General features: G+C 72.0%; 14 protein-coding genes. 6 read left to right on the forward strand and 8 right to left on the reverse strand.

Annotation, left to right across the window (positions count from 1 at the left end):
* Positions 1 to 29: 29 nt before the first annotated feature.
* Both AC0B9F_RS14750 and AC0B9F_RS14755 read right to left on the reverse strand, forming a co-directional pair.
* Positions 30 to 626: a DUF1003 domain-containing protein gene (locus AC0B9F_RS14750; RefSeq protein WP_472002479.1), complete on the reverse strand. Its 597-nt coding sequence runs from the start codon at positions 624 to 626 to the stop codon at positions 30 to 32.
* On the reverse strand, positions 616 to 1,899 hold the full coding sequence (locus AC0B9F_RS14755; RefSeq protein WP_472002481.1) for a magnesium transporter MgtE N-terminal domain-containing protein: 1,284 nt from the start codon (positions 1,897 to 1,899) through the stop codon (positions 616 to 618). Before AC0B9F_RS14755 ends, AC0B9F_RS14750 begins: the two co-directional genes overlap by 11 nt.
* Before the next feature lie 214 nt (positions 1,900 to 2,113).
* On the opposite strand from AC0B9F_RS14755, the gene AC0B9F_RS14760 reads away from it, so the two are divergent.
* Positions 2,114 to 2,863, forward strand: a complete 750-nt coding sequence (locus tag AC0B9F_RS14760) for a hypothetical protein (RefSeq protein WP_472002483.1) — start codon at positions 2,114 to 2,116, stop codon at positions 2,861 to 2,863.
* A 111-nt stretch (positions 2,864 to 2,974) separates the two neighbouring features.
* On the opposite strand, the gene AC0B9F_RS14765 is transcribed toward AC0B9F_RS14760, so the two are convergent.
* Positions 2,975 to 3,487: a hypothetical protein gene (locus AC0B9F_RS14765; RefSeq protein ID WP_472002485.1), complete on the reverse strand. Its 513-nt coding sequence runs from the start codon at positions 3,485 to 3,487 to the stop codon at positions 2,975 to 2,977.
* A 34-nt stretch (positions 3,488 to 3,521) separates the two neighbouring features.
* A complete protein-coding gene (locus tag AC0B9F_RS14770) occupies positions 3,522 to 4,646 on the reverse strand; it encodes a magnesium and cobalt transport protein CorA (protein WP_472002486.1) in 1,125 nt (374 codons plus the stop codon).
* 456 nt (positions 4,647 to 5,102) lie between these two features.
* On the opposite strand from AC0B9F_RS14770, the gene AC0B9F_RS14775 reads away from it, so the two are divergent.
* The gene (locus AC0B9F_RS14775) at positions 5,103 to 5,687 is read left to right on the forward strand and encodes a suppressor of fused domain protein (protein ID WP_472002488.1); all 585 of its coding nucleotides are present in this window, start codon (positions 5,103 to 5,105) and stop codon (positions 5,685 to 5,687) included.
* Positions 5,688 to 5,717: 30 nt separating this feature from the next.
* On the opposite strand, the gene AC0B9F_RS14780 is transcribed toward AC0B9F_RS14775, so the two are convergent.
* Positions 5,718 to 6,941 (reverse strand): MFS transporter, encoded by a 1,224-nt coding sequence (locus AC0B9F_RS14780; RefSeq protein ID WP_472002490.1) that lies wholly within the window; start codon positions 6,939 to 6,941, stop codon positions 5,718 to 5,720.
* 181 nt (positions 6,942 to 7,122) lie between these two features.
* Here AC0B9F_RS14780 and AC0B9F_RS14785 point away from each other — a divergent pair, with 181 nt between their 5' ends.
* The 3 genes from AC0B9F_RS14785 to AC0B9F_RS14795 all read left to right on the forward strand — a co-directional run bounded on the left by AC0B9F_RS14785 (position 7,123) and on the right by AC0B9F_RS14795 (position 9,482).
* Positions 7,123 to 7,764, forward strand: a complete 642-nt coding sequence (locus AC0B9F_RS14785) for a DUF6758 family protein (protein WP_472002492.1) — start codon at positions 7,123 to 7,125, stop codon at positions 7,762 to 7,764.
* A gap of 196 nt (positions 7,765 to 7,960) precedes the next feature.
* The gene (locus tag AC0B9F_RS14790; RefSeq protein WP_472002494.1) at positions 7,961 to 8,818 is read left to right on the forward strand and encodes a PHP domain-containing protein; all 858 of its coding nucleotides are present in this window, start codon (positions 7,961 to 7,963) and stop codon (positions 8,816 to 8,818) included.
* A gap of 58 nt (positions 8,819 to 8,876) precedes the next feature.
* Positions 8,877 to 9,482, forward strand: coding sequence for a MarC family protein (locus AC0B9F_RS14795; protein WP_361631301.1), 606 nt, complete (start codon positions 8,877 to 8,879; stop codon positions 9,480 to 9,482).
* 84 nt (positions 9,483 to 9,566) lie between these two features.
* On the opposite strand, the gene AC0B9F_RS14800 is transcribed toward AC0B9F_RS14795, so the two are convergent.
* Positions 9,567 to 9,719, reverse strand: a complete 153-nt coding sequence (locus tag AC0B9F_RS14800) for a hypothetical protein (protein WP_155060754.1) — start codon at positions 9,717 to 9,719, stop codon at positions 9,567 to 9,569.
* A 221-nt stretch (positions 9,720 to 9,940) separates the two neighbouring features.
* Here AC0B9F_RS14800 and AC0B9F_RS14805 point away from each other — a divergent pair, with 221 nt between their 5' ends.
* Positions 9,941 to 10,846: an NYN domain-containing protein gene (locus AC0B9F_RS14805; RefSeq protein WP_472002966.1), complete on the forward strand. Its 906-nt coding sequence runs from the start codon at positions 9,941 to 9,943 to the stop codon at positions 10,844 to 10,846.
* Here AC0B9F_RS14805 and AC0B9F_RS14810 read toward each other — a convergent pair.
* On the reverse strand, positions 10,843 to 11,733 hold the full coding sequence (locus AC0B9F_RS14810; RefSeq protein ID WP_472002968.1) for an alpha/beta fold hydrolase: 891 nt from the start codon (positions 11,731 to 11,733) through the stop codon (positions 10,843 to 10,845). The two genes, AC0B9F_RS14805 and AC0B9F_RS14810, sit on opposite strands and share 4 nt — an antisense overlap.
* A gap of 243 nt (positions 11,734 to 11,976) precedes the next feature.
* The gene (locus AC0B9F_RS14815; RefSeq protein WP_472002497.1) at positions 11,977 to 14,706 is read right to left on the reverse strand and encodes a DEAD/DEAH box helicase; all 2,730 of its coding nucleotides are present in this window, start codon (positions 14,704 to 14,706) and stop codon (positions 11,977 to 11,979) included.
* Positions 14,707 to 15,187: the final 481 nt, after the last annotated feature.

Genomic DNA, 15,187 nt, shown 5'->3' on the forward strand with positions numbered 1-15,187 from the left:
GGCCCGGTAGCCACCGGCCGGGATGCCCGTCACCGGTCGTCTACGTCACGTCCGTGCGGCCGTTCTGCCGGGAATACCACCGCCTCCGCGTGGTGGCCGTTCTGCCGGTGCTCCAGCTCCTTGATCACGTCCTGCAGCTCGGAGCGGATCCAGTCACGGGTGGCGACCTCGCCGAGGCCCATCCGCAGCGCGGCGATCTCCCGGGTCAGGTACTCGGTGTCGGCGATGGACCGCTCGTTCTGCTTGCGGTCCTGTTCCAGGTTGACCCGGTCGCGGTCGTCCTGCCGGTTCTGCGCGAGCAGGATCAGCGGGGCGGCGTAGGAGGCCTGCAGGGACAGCATCAGCGTCAGGAAGATGAACGGGTAGTGGTCGAAGCGCAGGTGGGGCGGTGCGGCCACGTTCCACACCACCCACAGGATGATGACGACGGTCATCCAGACGATGAACCGCCCCGTCCCCAGGAACCGGGCGATCCGCTCCGACAGCCGGCCGAAGGCCTCCGGGTCCCACTCGGGCAGCAGCCGGCGCCGCGGCGGCCGCGGCTGGTCGAGCCGGGCGCGCGGGCGGCTGGTCGCGGTCGCCCCCGCGGGCATGCGGTCGCGGGTGGTGTCGCGGTCAGGTGCCATGTGCGTTCGCCCCCTCTCCCAGGTGGAACTCGGTCTCGCGCCAGTCCTCGGGCAGCATGTGGTCCAGTACGTCGTCCACGGTCACGGCGCCCAGCAGCGCCCCCGACTCGTCGACGACGGGCGCCGCGACCATGTCGTACGCGGCGAAGAACCCGGCGACGACGGGCAGCGCCGCGTCCGGCGCCAGCGGTTGCAGGTCCTGGTCGAGCAGCGCGCTGACCAGGGTGTACGGCGGGTCGCGCAGCAGCCGCTGGAAGTGGACCGTGCCCAGGTACTTGCCGGTGGGCGTCTCGTCGGGCGGCCGGCACACGTACACCTGCGCGGCGAGCGCCGGGGACAGGTCGGGGTTGCGGACCCGGGCCAGCGCGTCGGCGACGGTGGCGTCGGGGCGCAGCACGATCGGCTCGGTGGTCATCAGACCGCCGGCGGTGTGCTCCTCGTACGACATCAGGCGGCGCATCTCGGCCGCGTCGGCGGGCTGCATCAGGCTCAGCAGGCGCTCGGTGTCCTCCTCCGGCAGCTCGGCCAGCAGGTCGGCCGCGTCGTCGGGGTCCATGGCCTCCAGGACGTCGGCGGCGCGTTCCTCGGCGAGCTTGCCGAGGATCTCGATCTGGTCGTCCTCCGGCAGCTCCTCCAGCACGTCGGCGAGCCGGTCGTCGTCGAGCGCGGCGGCGACCTCGGAGCGGCGCTTGGGGGAGAGGTGGTGCAGCACGTTGGCGAGGTCGGCGGGGCGCAGCTGCTCGAAGGTGGCGAGCAGGTTCTCGGCGCCCTGCCCGTGCTCCTCCAGGGAGAAGCCGGTGACCTGGGACCACTCGACGGTCAGTGCCTCGCCCTTGGCCCGCCGGAAGGCGCTGGACTTCTTGCCCTTGCGGACGAAGACACGGTCGATCTCCCAGTCCCGGCGGGCGGGGAGCTGCTGCACCGACAGGTCGAGCACGGTGACCTCCTCGCCGGTCTCGACGAGGGTGACGCGCTTGTCCAGCAGCTCGCCGAAGACGAGCCGCTCGGTGGGACGCTGCTCGAAGCGGCGCACGTTGAGTACGCCGGTGGTGATGACCTGGCCGGACTCGATGCTGGTCACCCGGGTCATGGGCAGGAAGATGCGGCGCCGGGTCGCCAGTTCGACGACCAGGCCGAGCAGCCGCGGCGGCCGGCGTCCGACGCGCAGCATGGCGACCAGGTCGCGCACCCGCCCCACCTGGTCGCCGGTCGGATCGAACACGGCGACGGCGGCGAGGTGCGAGACGAAGATCCGGGGGGCGCCCCCTGCCATGACCGGGGCCTCCTTTACATGGGTCTTTACATGGGTGTGTGACGGTATCGGTGAGTCTTTCCCCAATTGCCCGCTCAGTCGGGCTTCAGGCTAGCCCGTCCCGTTCGGAAACGTCCCCGTGGACGGTCCGGACGGACTGGCTCCGCCCGGTGGGCCGGGCCCCGGTACGCTGCCGTACGCCGCTGTGGACCCCGACGGAAAGGCGCCTGCTTCCGTGACTGCGACTGCCCTGCGACTCACCCGCCGGAACGCGCTCGCCGGCGCGCTCACGGTGCTGGCCGTGACCGGGCTCGCGGGGTGCGCCGACGATCCGGACGCGGGCACCAACGGCGTCGGCAAGCTGCCGGCCGAGCAGATCCAGAGCCGTACCCAGCAGGCCGCGGACTCCGTCGACGCCGTGCACCTCGCGGGCAACGTGGTGGCGGGCGGGCACACGTACAAGCTGGACATGCGCCTGAAGGGGAACGGCGGCACCGGGTCGGTCACCTCCGAGGCGGGCACCTTCCAGCTGCTGCGCGTGGACAAGCAGCTGTTCCTGAAGGCCGGGTCGGACTTCTGGGACCACGAGGACTCCAAGGGCGGACCGAAGGTGGCGGACACCGCGGCCGCCGACAAGCTCGGCGGCAAGTACGTGAAGGTGCCGCAGCGCGACCCCGCGTACCAGCGGTTCAGCGGCTTCACGGACAAGGACGTCCTCCTCGACAGTGTGCTGACCCTGCACGGCCCGCTCGCCACGGACGGCCACCACGAGCAGTCCGGCGTGCCCACCGTCCGCCTCACCGGCGACAAGGGCTCCGGCGGCACCCTCGACGTCTCCCTGGAAGGCAAGCCGTACCCCCTGCGTCTGGTCCGCGCGGGCGGCGCGGGCACCTTGGTCTTCTCGGACTGGGGCCAGGACTTCCCGCTGGCGGAGCCGGGCAAGGACGACACCGTGGACTACGGCAGGCAACTGCCGACGTCGTAGCTTCAAGCGCTGGTCGTGAGGAGCGCCCCAAAGGGGCGCGGGGAACTGCGCGACCAGCCACGACGGCGCCGTAGCCGCAAAACGACAGAACCAGGCCCCCGCCGCGCAGCGCTACCGCTTACGTTTCTTGAAAAGCAACCGAGGCAATCCCGCCGGGACGGCTTCCCGCGTGGTCGCCGGCGAGGCGACCGGCGCCGCCGACAGCGACCCCTCGGGCAACGGCAACACCGACCCGACCGGTTCCATGCGGAGCACCCGGCACTCGCGCGCCCACCGCTCCACCATCGCCTCGCCGTCGGGCGCGTTGAGCCGCTTGCCCTTCAGCTCGGCGACGGCCGCCTGCCACGCCTCGGACTCCGGCGCCAGCTCGACGACCTTCGCGGGGAAGGACACCAGCCGGCCGCCCTTGTCCTTGCTGCGCACGGTCACCTCGGCGGTGCCGCCGTCGGTGAGCCCGGTCAGCGGCTGCTCCCCGCTCCCGTCGCCGACCAGGCACACCGCACCCTCGTGCCACACATGCCACAGCGCACGCGCGGCCGGGGCGCCGGCGGCCGTGACCCAGATGAGGCCGGACTTCTTCGTGGCCTCCTCGACGAGGGCCTGGTCGAGCAGCTCGCTTGTCATGCGCCCAGCCTAACCAGCGCCTGCGCCACGCCCGTCACAGCCAGCCGTTGCGCTTCAGCGTCCGGTGGATGCCGAGACAGATCACCACCGTGACCGACATGATCACCGGGTAGCCGTAGTGCCAGTGCAGCTCCGGCATGTACTGGAAGTTCATCCCGTACACCCCGCACACCATCGTCGGTACGGCGATGATCGCGGCCCATGAGGTGATCTTCCGCATGTCCTCGTTCTGCGCCACGGACGCCTGCGCGAGGTTGGCCTGCAGGATGGAGTTCAGCAGCTCGTCGAAGCCGACGACCTGCTCCTGGACGCGGGCGAGGTGGTCGGCGACGTCCCGGAAGTACTTCTGGATGTCGGGGTCCACCAGCCGCATCGGCCGCTCGCTCAGCAGCTGCATGGGCCGCAGCAGCGGCGACACCGCCCGCTTGAACTCCAGGATCTCCCGCTTGAGTTGGTAGATCCGGCCGGCGTCCGTGCCGCGCGGGGTGCCCTTGCGCCCGGGCGAGAAGACGTCCGTCTCCACGGCGTCGATGTCGTCCTGGAGCGAGTCGGCGACCGCGATGTAGCCGTCCACGACGTGGTCGGCGATGGAGTGCAGCACCGCCGAGGGGCCTTTGGCGAGCAGCTCCGGGTCGTCCTGGAGGCGGTGGCGCAGCGCGCGCAGACTGCCCTGCCCGCCGTGCCGGACGGTGATGACGAAGTCCCGCCCGGTGAAGCACATCACCTCGCCGGTCTCGACGACCTCGCTGGTGGCGGTGAGTTCGGTGTGCTCGACGTAGTGGACCGTCTTGAAGACGGTGAACAGCGAGTCGTCGTACCGCTCCAGCTTGGGCCGCTGGTGGGCCTGCACGGCGTCCTCCACGGCCAGCGGGTGCAGCCCGAACTCCGTGGCGATGCCCGCGAATTCGTCCTCGGTCGGCTCGTGCAGCCCGATCCACGCGAAGCCGCCGTCGCGCCGCACCTGGCGCATGGCCTCCTGCGGGGTGATCGGGCGGTCGCTGGGCAGGCGGGCGCCGTCGCGGTAGACGGCGCAGTCGACGACGGCCGAGGGCCGGGCCGGGCGGGGGGAGGTGTCGTAGCCGCCGGTCCTGGGCAGTTCCTTGCGCAGGGAGACACGGGAGGGGCGGACCACTGCGCGCAGGTCGCGGATCATCGACATGGCGGGCTCCTTCGCATCGGGCAGCGAAGACCCCGGTCACCCGCAGCGGGTGGAACTACCCGGAATGAGGACGTCCTGCGTGCACGTGTTTGGCACATCCACAAAGCGGGGAGCACCGCACCGTCGCGGTGGCGAGCTTCGCTGCTGATTCAGATCAGACAGATCAGGCAAAACGAAACGAAGTGCTCTTCCGAGTGAAGGCGCGAGCGCGAAAGGCGGCAGCGGGCCGGATTCAGGGCAACCGCATCAGCGGCCGGAAGAGCGAGTGGTACTGCACGGTCGACTTCGATCCATGACAGCCCCACCTCCTCCGGTCGGTCCCTCGTAAGGGAGTTCCTTCGGCGCCGGGTTGACTGCGCACCGCTTCTGCGGGCGGCCCGACCGGCCAAGAGTATCAGCCGACCGGTGTGTCAAGGCGCCGCTTTGCCCGCTACTGACGAGTTCTATGCTCGCGGCATGGCAGATGTTCTTCCTCTGGTCGAGGCCCGCCTGCGCACCGCGCTGGGCGAGCCGGACGCACGCGCGGCGGTCACCTTCCTCGGCACGGAACGGATCGAGGTGCTGCGCTTCCACGAGGGGGACATCGTGCGCTACGCGACCCTCGGCATGTCCGCGCAGCCCATGGCCGACCCCACCGCGATGCTCGCCGACCCCGTGCAGGGGCCCCGGGCCGAGCTGGTGCTGTCGGTGCGCGCCGGCGTCGCCGACACCGACAAGGCGCTCCGGCCGCTCGCCGTGCTGGCCGCGTCCCCGCAGGTCGAGGGTCTGATCGTGACCCCGGGGGCGTCCCTGGACGTCGGCGAGCCGCTGTGGCCGGGCGCCCCCTTCACCTCCGTCCTCGTCGCCGAGCCCGGCGGGCTGGTGGAGGACCTGGAGCTGGACGACCCGATGGACCCGGTCCGCTTCCTGCCGCTGCTGCCGATGACCCCGAACGAGGCCGCCTGGAAGCGCGTGCACGGCGCCCAGGCCCTCCAGGAGAAGTGGCTGACGCACGGAACGGACCTGCGGGATCCGTCCCGCAGGTCCGTGCCGCTGGAGTGACCGATGTCACCAACCCCTTGATCCGCCAGGTCAGTTGGCGAAGACCGTGACACCGTCCTCGGTGGCGTGCTTCGGCTCCAGCGCCTCGGCGTCGTGCGTCAGCGCCTTCCGTCGTACGACGACCACGAGCGCGCCCACGACCGCGGTGACCGCCGCCACCACGAACGGGATGTGGAGGTCGCTCCACTCCTCGATCTTCGGCGCGAGGTAGGGCGCGGCCGCCGCGGCGAACCACCGCACGAAGTTGTAGCCGGCGCTGGCCACCGGGCGCGGGGCATCCGACACGCCGAGGGCCAGCTCGGTGTAGACGGTGTTGTTCACGCCGATGAAGGCGCCGGACAGGATCGTGCAGACGATCGCCGTGGTGTGGTCGCCGTAGCCGAGGACGGCCACGTCGATCGCGAGCAGCACCAGCGAGCCGCCCAGCACCTTCAGCGAGCCGAAGCGCGCCTGCATGCGCGGCGCCACGATCACCGAGAACACCGCCAGCAGCACGCCCCAGGCGAAGAAGACCGCGCCCGACTTGTACGGCGTCATGTTCAGCACGAACGGCGTGAAGGCCAGGATCGTGAAGAACGTGTAGTTGTAGAAGAACGCCGAGACGGCCGCGGAGGCGAGGCCGCCGTGCCCGAGCGCCTTGAGCGGGTCGAGGAGCGAGGTCTTGCGGGCGGGCTTCGGCTGCTCCTTCAGGAACACCGTGATGCACAGGAAGCCCACGGCCATCAGGAACGCGGTGCCGAAGAACGGGTAGCGCCAGCTGGCGTCGCCGAGCAGCGCGCCCAGCAGCGGGCCGCAGGCCATGCCGAGGCCGAGCGCCGACTCGTACAGCAGGATCGCCGCCGCGGAGCCGCCGGCCGCCGCGCCGACGATCACCGCGAGCGCGGTGGAGACGAAGAGCGCGTTGCCGAGACCCCAGCCCGCGCGGAAGCCGACCAGCTCGCCGACCGAGTTCGAGGTGCCGGCCAGACCGGCGAAGACCACGACCAGCGCGAGACCGGCCAGCAGCGTCTTGCGGCCCCCGATGCGGCTGGAGACGAAGCCGGTGACCAGCATCGCGATCGCGGTGATCAGGAAGTAGGAGGTGAACAGCAGGGAGACCTGGCTCGGGGTGGCCTGAAGGCCCTTGGCGATCGACGGCAGGATCGGGTCGACCAGTCCGATGCCCATGAAGGCGACGACGGACGCGCCCGCGGTCGCCCAGACCGCCTTGGGCTGCCGCAGGAGGCCGCCGGCTCCCGCGTCGAAGGGGTCCATGTCTTCTCCAATCCCGGCGAGTGCCCGGCGAGAGATGGTTGCAATATGCATATAGTAAGTTAGGCGCGCTAATTAGTGCAAGTAGCATCTAGTTTTGGCTGGTGGGGGGCGGCGGGCGGGGAGGACCCGGACGGGTGATCGTCCTTGACGTGGGGCGGCCGGGGTAGGACCGTGGGGCTCTATGAGGGGCGAACCCAGTTGCCCGAAGTGTGGTGGCCGGGTCAGGGCTCCCGGCCTCTTCGCCGATTCCTGGAAGTGCGATGTCCACGGGACGGTGTATCCGCTGCAGCCTGTGATCCCGCCCAGTGTGGAGGCCCTGACCGCGGTGGTGCGCCGCACCCAGGTGCCGGTGTGGATGCCGTGGCCGCTGCCGGTCGGCTGGCTCTTCACGGGCGTGGCCTGCGCCGGCGACGACCGCAGCGGCGGCCGCGCGACCGCGGTGGCCTGTACGGGCCCCGGCCCGCTCGGCGGCATGGGGGAGCTGATCCTCGTCGCCGAGGAACTGGGCGTGGGGCTCGGCGCGCGGTACGCCGGCCTGGACGGACCCGACCCGGGACCCCATCTGAACGTCGAGAAGCCCGCCGAGGTCAAGGTGCTGGCCGCCGGGCGGCCGACCCCGCTGTGGCATGTGTCCGGCGGACCGGCCGACCGGGCGGTCTTCGCGGGCGAGGCGCTCGGGCTGTGGCTGTGGGCGGTGGTGTGGCCCGAGCAGTCGGGGCTGCTGATGTACGACGAGCTGGTGCTGGCGGACGTCCGGGAGGCGGGGGCGGAAGTCGAGCTGGTGCCGTGCGGGGCGTTGTCTCCGCGCTTGCTGAAACCGTAGGGCGCCGTAAGGGCCGGGGTGCGTGATCGGCTGCGGGTCCGTCGTGGCCGGCCGCGCGGTTCCCCGCGCCCCTGCCTGCGGTGCCGCCGCCCTGCGTGTAGGGGGTGCCCCCTGCTTCGGGGTGTGACAGGGGGCTGCCGTGTCCCGGTATGCTGAGGCGTCCCCTTCCGTGTCGTCCTCGCCTGGAGTTCGCGTCGTGCGCATCGATCTGCACTGCCACTCCACCGCGTCCGACGGTACGGACACCCCGGCCGAGCTGGTGCGCAACGCCGCGGCGGCCGGGCTGGACGTCGTCGCGCTGACCGATCACGACACCACCCGCGGACACGCCGAGGCGATCGCCGCGCTGCCCGAGGGGCTCACGCTGGTCACCGGCGCCGAGCTGTCCTGCCGTATCGACGGCGTCTCGATGCACCTGCTGGCCTACCTCTTCGACCCCGAGGAGCCCGCGCTGCTCGCCGAGCGCGAGCTGGTGCGGGACGACCGGGTGCCGCGGGCCCAGGGCATGGTCGCCAAGCTGAACGCGCTGGGCGTGCCGGTCACCTGGGAGCAGGTGGCCCGGATCGCCGGCGGCGGATCGGTCGGGCGGCCGCACGTGGCGACCGCGCTGGTCGAGCTGGGTGTCGTCCCCACCGTCAGCGACGCGTTCACGGCCGACTGGCTCGCCGACGGCGGCCGGGCGTACGTCGGGAAGCACGAGACCGATCCCTTCGAGGCCATCCGGCTGGTCAAGGGCGCGGGCGGGGTCACGGTCTTCGCGCACCCCGCCGCGAGCAAGCGGGGCCGCACCGTACCGGAGTCCGCGATCGCGAAGATGGCGGCCGCCGGTCTCGACGGTATCGAGGTCGACCACATGGACCACGACGAGGAGACCAGGGCCCGGCTGCGCGGCTTGGCGAAGGACCTCGGCCTGCTGGTCACCGGCTCCTCCGACTACCACGGCAGCCGCAAGACGGTCGAGCTCGGGACGTACACGACCGACCCCGAGGTCTACGGCGAGATCACGCGGCGCGCGACCGGCGCGTTCCCGGTGCCGGGCGCCGGCGGAGTGTGAGCCGTCCGCTCACGCCCACCTTCTCTCTCTCACTTCTCGCAAGGCTTGCACCACACTCATGTTCGACGTCGCTGTCTTCGGTTCTCTCTTTCTGACCCTTTTTGTCATCATGGATCCCCCCGGGATCACCCCGATCTTCATCGCGCTGACGGGCGGCCGCCCCGCCCGGGTGCAGAAGCGCATGGCCCTTCAGGCCGTGTGCGTGGCCGGTGGTGTGATCACCGTCTTCGGTCTGCTCGGCCACCAGATCCTGGACTACCTGCACGTCTCCGTGCCCGCGCTGATGATCGCGGGCGGGCTGCTCCTGCTGCTCATCGCCCTCGATCTGCTCACCGGCAAGACCGACGAGCCCAAGCAGACCAAGGACGTCAACGTCGCCCTGGTCCCGCTGGGCATGCCGCTGCTGGCCGGTCCCGGCGCGATCGTGTCGGTCATCCTGGCCGTGCAGAAGGCCGGCAGCGTCTCCTCGCAGGTGTCGGTGTGGGCGGCGATCCTGGCGATCCACGTCGTGCTGTGGCTGGTGATGCGCTACTCGCTGCTGATCATCAAGGTCATCAAGGACGGCGGCGTGGTCCTGGTGACCCGGCTCGCCGGCATGATGCTCTCCGCGATCGCCGTGCAGCAGATCATCAACGGTGTCACGCAGGTGATCCGGGGCGGCTGATCCCGGCCCGTACACGCAGCAGGGCCCCGCGGCGGCGTATGTGCCGTGCGGGGCCCTGAGGCTTCTTGTGGGGGAGCCGCCCTGTTATGAGGCCGTGGTGTCGGCCGGGCGGATCCACAGGCGCTGCCCGATGGCGGCGGCCTGCTGCACGATCCTGTTGACGGAGGCGGCGTCCACGACAGTCGTGTCCACGGGCGTACCGTCGACGTCGTCGAGTCGCATGATTTCGAAGCGCATGGTGGCTTCCCCCTTCGTCTGGTCATCCTCCTGGGAGAACTACTCATCAGTGGACCACTGGGCCTCGGTGCCCGCGATCCGTACGTCTTAGTCAACCTGCCCCGTGTTACGAACATTCCCTACGCTAAAGAAATTTTTCGAACGACTAATTACTAACGAGTAAGGCGTCGGCTGCGGGACCGAACGGGACCGGTTGTGTTCACAGCGTGACCAACGGGACAATGGAGACGATGAACGACGACCTGGTGGCCCTGGCCGCCCGCATCGACCGCACGAACGAGCTGCTCCAGCGCATGCTCGCCGAGGTGGCCAAGACCCCCTCCACCCATGCGATCTTCGTCGACGCGGGCTACCTGTACGCGGCCGCCGGACGCCTGGTCGCGGGCACCGAGGACCGCCGCGCCTTCGACCTCGACGCCGAGGGCCTCATCGAGGCGCTCATCGACCGCGCCCGCTCCGTCTTCGCCGACAGCCGCCTGCTGCGCGTCTACTGGTACGACGGCGCCCGGCGCCGTATCCACACCGCCGAGCAGCAGTGCATCGCGGAACTGCCCGACGTCAAGGTCCGCCTCGGCAACCTCAACGCCAACAACCAGCAAAAGGGCGTCGACTCACTGATCCGCTCCGACCTGGAGTCCCTCGCCCGGCACCGCGCGATCAGCGACGCGGCCCTGCTCGGCGGCGACGAGGACCTCGTCTCGGCGGTCGAGGCGGCCCAGGGCTACGGCGCCCGGGTGCACCTGTGGGGCATCGAGGCGCCCGAGGGCCGCAACCAGGCGGAACCCCTGCTGTGGGAGGTCGACAGCCAGCGCACCCTCGACCTCGACTTCTTCAAGCCGTACGTCTCCCGGCGTACCGCCGCCACCTACGAGGGCGCGCAGGCCGCCCGGCCGACCCGCGAGGACGTCCGCTTCGTCGGCGCGCAGATCGCCGCGAAGTGGCTCGCGGCGCGCGGACGCGAGGCTCTGGTGGAGCTGCTGCCCGGCCATCCCTATCTGCCGGGCTCCGTCGACCAGGACCTGCTCGTCGAGGCCGAGGGCCTGCTCCAGTACTCCCTGCGCGGCCAGGCCGACCTGCGCCGCGCACTGCGGGACGGGTTCTGGGATCATCTGCGGACGCTGTACTAGCCCCTGGCGCCGGGGACCGTGTCCCAGAAGTCGGCGAGGGCCCGGGCCGTCGCGGCCGGCTGGTCGGCGTTGGGGGAGTGCTCGGCGCCGTCGATGACCGTGCGGCGCGCCCGCAGGCGTACGGCCATGTCGTCCAGCAGGGGCACCGGCCAGGTGTCGTCGTGGGCGCCCGACAGTACGTGGAACGGCAGCGGGAGGGCGGCCAGTTCGGCCACCCGGTCCGGTTCGTCGCACAACTGCCGTCCCGTGGCGAGCAGTTGCGCCGTCCGGGTGTTCAGCCAGCGCTGCCGCAGCTGTTCCGGGCTCACCGGGCCGCGCGCCGGGCCGCCGACCTCCTCCGGCGGGCCCATCGTCTGCATGACGTCCCACACCTCGGCCATCGTCATCACCGCGAGCGCGTCCCTCAGCAGCTTCACCCGCTGCTCCTGGGAGACGGAGATCTGCGCCGGGCCCGAGGACATCAGGGTGAACGACCGGAACGGCGTGTGGTCGAGCAGCACGGCCGCCCGGCACAGCTGCCCGCCGAGCGAGTGCCCGAGCAGATGCACCGGCTCCCCGAGGGCCGCCGCCTGCGCCAGCACGTCCCGCGCCAACTCGCCCTGGGCGTACGGCGACTCGTCGTCCGCCGGACCGTCGGACTCGTTCTGCCCGCGTCCGTCCACGGCGACCGTCCGGTACCCGCGCTCGGCGAGCGGCGCATGCAGCAGCGCGAAGTCCTCCTTGCTGCCGGTGTAGCCGGGCACCAGCAGCGCGACGCCCCGCTGAGCGACACCGGGCGCCACCGGCATGTCCACCACCGCGAACTCCCCCCGCGCGGTGCGCAGACGGTGGGCGCGGGCGCCGAGGGGCGGGGGGAAGGGGGTGGGGGCCGAGGGGGAGGGGGTCAAGGGGGAGGGGGCTGCTGCGGGTTCGGGCGCGGTGGGATCGGTCACGGGCCGAGGGTATCGGGCGGTCCTGACGGATCGGGGGGTCCGGGGGGATCGGGTGGTCCCGGGGTATCGGGCGGTCCCGGGGTATCGGGCGGGCCATGGCGGGGCGGGGGCTGGGGATGCGCAGACGCCGACGGCCCGGCCCACGCGAAGTGGGACGGGCCGTCGGGTGTTGCGCTTGCCGGGGCGCTGGTGCGCCGGTCAGCCGTCGGCCGGCTCCGGGGCGGTCGCGGCGACCTTGCGGGCGCGGCGGACCGTCTTCGGCTTGGCCGCCGCCTCCGGTTCCGCTTCCGTGGTGGCGGCGGCTGCCGTCTTGCGGGCGCGGCGGGTCTTCGGCTTGGCCTCGGCGGTCTCCGCCGTGTCGACGGCGGTCTCGGCGGCCGTCTCCGGCGCCGCCGTGGCCTTGCGGGTGCGGCGGGCCGTCTTCGGCTTGGCGTCGGTGTCCGGCTCGGCGGTGGCCTGGGCCGGGATCTCGGCGATCGCGTCGGCGGCTGCCTCGGTGGCCTTGCTCGCCGCGGTCTTGCGGGTACGGCGGGCCTTCGGCTTCGCCTCCGTGCCCTCGGCCGTGTCGACGGCTGCCTCGGCGGTCGCCGTGGCCTTGCGGGCCCGGCGCGGCTTGGCCTCGGGGGCCTCCGCGGTCGCCGTCGCCGTCGCACTCGCCGTCGTCGCCTCCGCTTCCGTGGTGGCGGCGGCTGCCGTCTTGCGGGTGCGGCGGGTCTTCGGCTTGGCCTCGGCGGCTTCGGCCGTGTCGACGGCGGTCTCGGCGGCCGTCTCCGGCGCCGCCGTGGCCTTGCGGGTGCGGCGGGCCGTCTTCGGCTTGGCGTCGGTGTCCGGCTCGGCGGTGGCCTGGGCCGGGATCTCGGCGATCGCCTCGGCGGCTGCCTCGGTGGCCTTGCTCGCCGCGGTCTTGCGGGTGCGGCGGGTCTTGGGCTTGGCCTCGGTGGCCTCCGCCGTGTCGACGGCCGTCTCGGCGGCTGCCTCGGTGGGCTCCGGCGCGGTGGCCTTGCTCGCCGCGGTCTTGCGCGTACGGCGGGCCTTCGGCTTCTCCTCGGTCGCCTCAGCGGCGTCCGACGTCACCTGGGCCGCCCCGGCCACGGCGGTGGTGTCCTCGGTGCTCGCCGCGGTCTTGCGGGTGCGGCGGGTCTTCGGCTTGGCCTCGGCGGTCTCGGCGGCCGTCTCCGGCGCTGCCGTCGCCTTGCGGGTACGGCGGCGCGGCGCGGCAGCCGGCGCCTCGGCGACCTCCGTCTGCTCGGGAGCCGACGGGGCGGCCGGCTCGGTCACCGTCGCCGGCGCGGCCTCGGCCACAGCCGTGGGCGCCTCGGCCGACCTGCGGGTCCGGCGGCGGCGCGGCTTCGCCGGGGCTTCGGACGCGTCGAGGGGCGCGGCCAGAGCCGTACCCTCCGACGCCGCGACCGCGGCTTCGGCGGCCGGGGCGCTCTGCTGCGGCGTGGCGGCGGTGGCCGTCTGGGGCGCCGTGGCGGCCGACGAACCGCCGCGCGTGCGCCGACGGCGGCGCAGGACGCGCGAGCCGGAAGCGCTCTCGGTGCTCTCGGCCGTCGCGGTCGCCTCGGCGGCCGGAGCCGTCTGCTCGGCGCCCGCCTCCATCGGCGACCCGCCGCGCGTACGGCGGCGGCTGCGCGGCGCGCGGCTGCGCTCGCGGTCCGCCTCACGGTCGTGGGAACGGGACTCGTCGCGGCGGCCGCCCCGGCCACCAGGACGGCCACGGCCACCCCGGCCGCCCGGCTCGCCCAGGTCCTCCAGCGTCTCCGCGTCCAGGCCCGCGCGGGTGCGCTCGGAGCGCGGCAGGGTGCCCTTCGTGCCCGCGGGGATGTTGAGGTCGGAGAACAGGTTCGGGGAGCTCGAGTACGTCTCCACCGGGTCGTTGAAGTCCAGCTCCAGCGCCTTGTTGATCAGCTGCCAGCGCGGGATGTCGTCCCAGTCGACGAGGGTGATCGCCGTACCCTTGGCGCCCGCGCGGCCGGTGCGGCCGACGCGGTGCAGGTACGTCTTCTCGTCCTCAGGGGTCTGGTAGTTGATGACGTGCGTGACACCCTCGACGTCGATGCCGCGCGCGGCGACGTCGGTGCAGACGAGGACGTCGACCTTGCCGTTGCGGAACGCGCGCAGCGCCTGCTCGCGGGCGCCCTGGCCGAGGTCGCCGTGGACCGCGCCGGAGGCGAAGCCGCGGCGCTCCAGCTGCTCGGCGATGTCGGCCGCCGTGCGCTTGGTCCGGCAGAAGATCATCGCGAGTCCGCGGCCCTCGGCCTGCAGGATGCGGGAGACCATCTCCGGCTTGTCCATGTTGTGCGCGCGGTAGACGAACTGCTTGATGTTCGCGACCGTCACGCCCTCGTCGTCCGGCGCGGTGGCGCGGATGTGCGTGGGCCGGGACATGTAGCGGCGGGCGAGACCGATGACCGCGCCCGGCATCGTGGCCGAGAACAGCATGGTCTGCCGCTTGGCCGGCAGCATGTTGATGATCTTCTCGACGTCCGGCAGGAAGCCCAGGTCGAGCATCTCGTCGGCCTCGTCGAGGACCAGGCACTTGACGTGCTTGAGGTCCAGCTTCTTCTGGCCGGCGAGGTCGAGCAGGCGGCCCGGGGTGCCGACGATCACGTCGACGCCCTTCTTCAGCGCCTCGACCTGCGGCTCGTAGGCCCGGCCGCCGTAGATCGCCAGCACGCGCACGTTACGGGCCTTGCCCGCGGTCAGCAGGTCGTTGGTGACCTGGGTGCACAGCTCGCGCGTGGGGACGACGACGAGGGCCTGCGGGGCGTCGGTGAGGGCATCGGGGGCGGCGCGCCCGGCCTCGACGTCGGCGGGGACGGTCACGCGCTCGAGGAGCGGAAGACCGAAGCCGAGGGTCTTGCCCGTGCCGGTCTTGGCCTGGCCGATGACATCCGTGCCCGAGAGGGCGACGGGGAGGGTCATCTCCTGGATGGGGAAGGGGGTGATGATGCCGACGGCCTCCAGGGCCTCGGCGGTCTCGGGGAGAATCCCGAGCTCTCGGAACGTCGTAGTCAGGGTGCTGCCTCTTCTGTGTGCGCGGTGCGAGGCGAGCGCGGGGGTCGTGTCGGACCGTGCCGGGGACGTCGGCCGCCTTACGGAATGCCGGACGGGCAAGCCGTAGTGCACGGGACCTCTGCCGACGCTCGAGCGCTCGTACCGCTGAGGGTGTCCCCCTCCGGGGCCGTACGCGTCCTGCCGTACGGTCGGGGAGGGCTGTCGGGTCGGAGCCGATCGGGCCACCGACCGGGCATCCTCATACGTGCGGCCCGTCGAGACACTACGTCGGAACACGACCGAGTATTCGGCAGGCGCATTACCACCATACCCTGGATCGGCGCACACGCGATGGCCGATTCGGTCACGTTGTGGTCGTCACATCCGTCCGGTGGGGAGCGGCGCAGCC

Source organism: Streptomyces sp. NPDC097129 (genome assembly GCF_055668065.1).

Bases quoted from the DNA above. Each gene is read 5' to 3' on its own strand.
- AC0B9F_RS14765 (WP_472002485.1), bottom strand. From the start codon at position 3,487: ATGACAAGCGAGCTGCTCGACCAGGCCCTCGTCGAGGAGGCCACGAAG.
- AC0B9F_RS14770 (WP_472002486.1), bottom strand. From the start codon at position 4,646: ATGTCGATGATCCGCGACCTGCGCGCAGTGGTCCGCCCCTCCCGTGTC.
- AC0B9F_RS14775 (WP_472002488.1), top strand. From the start codon at position 5,103: ATGGCAGATGTTCTTCCTCTGGTCGAGGCCCGCCTGCGCACCGCGCTG.
- AC0B9F_RS14815 (WP_472002497.1), bottom strand. From the start codon at position 14,706: ATGACCCTCCCCGTCGCCCTCTCGGGCACGGATGTCATCGGCCAGGCC.
- AC0B9F_RS14780 (WP_472002490.1), bottom strand. From the start codon at position 6,941: ATGGACCCCTTCGACGCGGGAGCCGGCGGCCTCCTGCGGCAGCCCAAG.
- AC0B9F_RS14755 (WP_472002481.1), bottom strand. From the start codon at position 1,899: ATGGCAGGGGGCGCCCCCCGGATCTTCGTCTCGCACCTCGCCGCCGTC.
- AC0B9F_RS14750 (WP_472002479.1), bottom strand. From the start codon at position 626: ATGGCACCTGACCGCGACACCACCCGCGACCGCATGCCCGCGGGGGCG.
- AC0B9F_RS14800 (WP_155060754.1), bottom strand. From the start codon at position 9,719: ATGCGCTTCGAAATCATGCGACTCGACGACGTCGACGGTACGCCCGTG.
- AC0B9F_RS14795 (WP_361631301.1), top strand. From the start codon at position 8,877: ATGTTCGACGTCGCTGTCTTCGGTTCTCTCTTTCTGACCCTTTTTGTC.
- AC0B9F_RS14805 (WP_472002966.1), top strand. From the start codon at position 9,941: ATGGAGACGATGAACGACGACCTGGTGGCCCTGGCCGCCCGCATCGAC.
- AC0B9F_RS14785 (WP_472002492.1), top strand. From the start codon at position 7,123: ATGAGGGGCGAACCCAGTTGCCCGAAGTGTGGTGGCCGGGTCAGGGCT.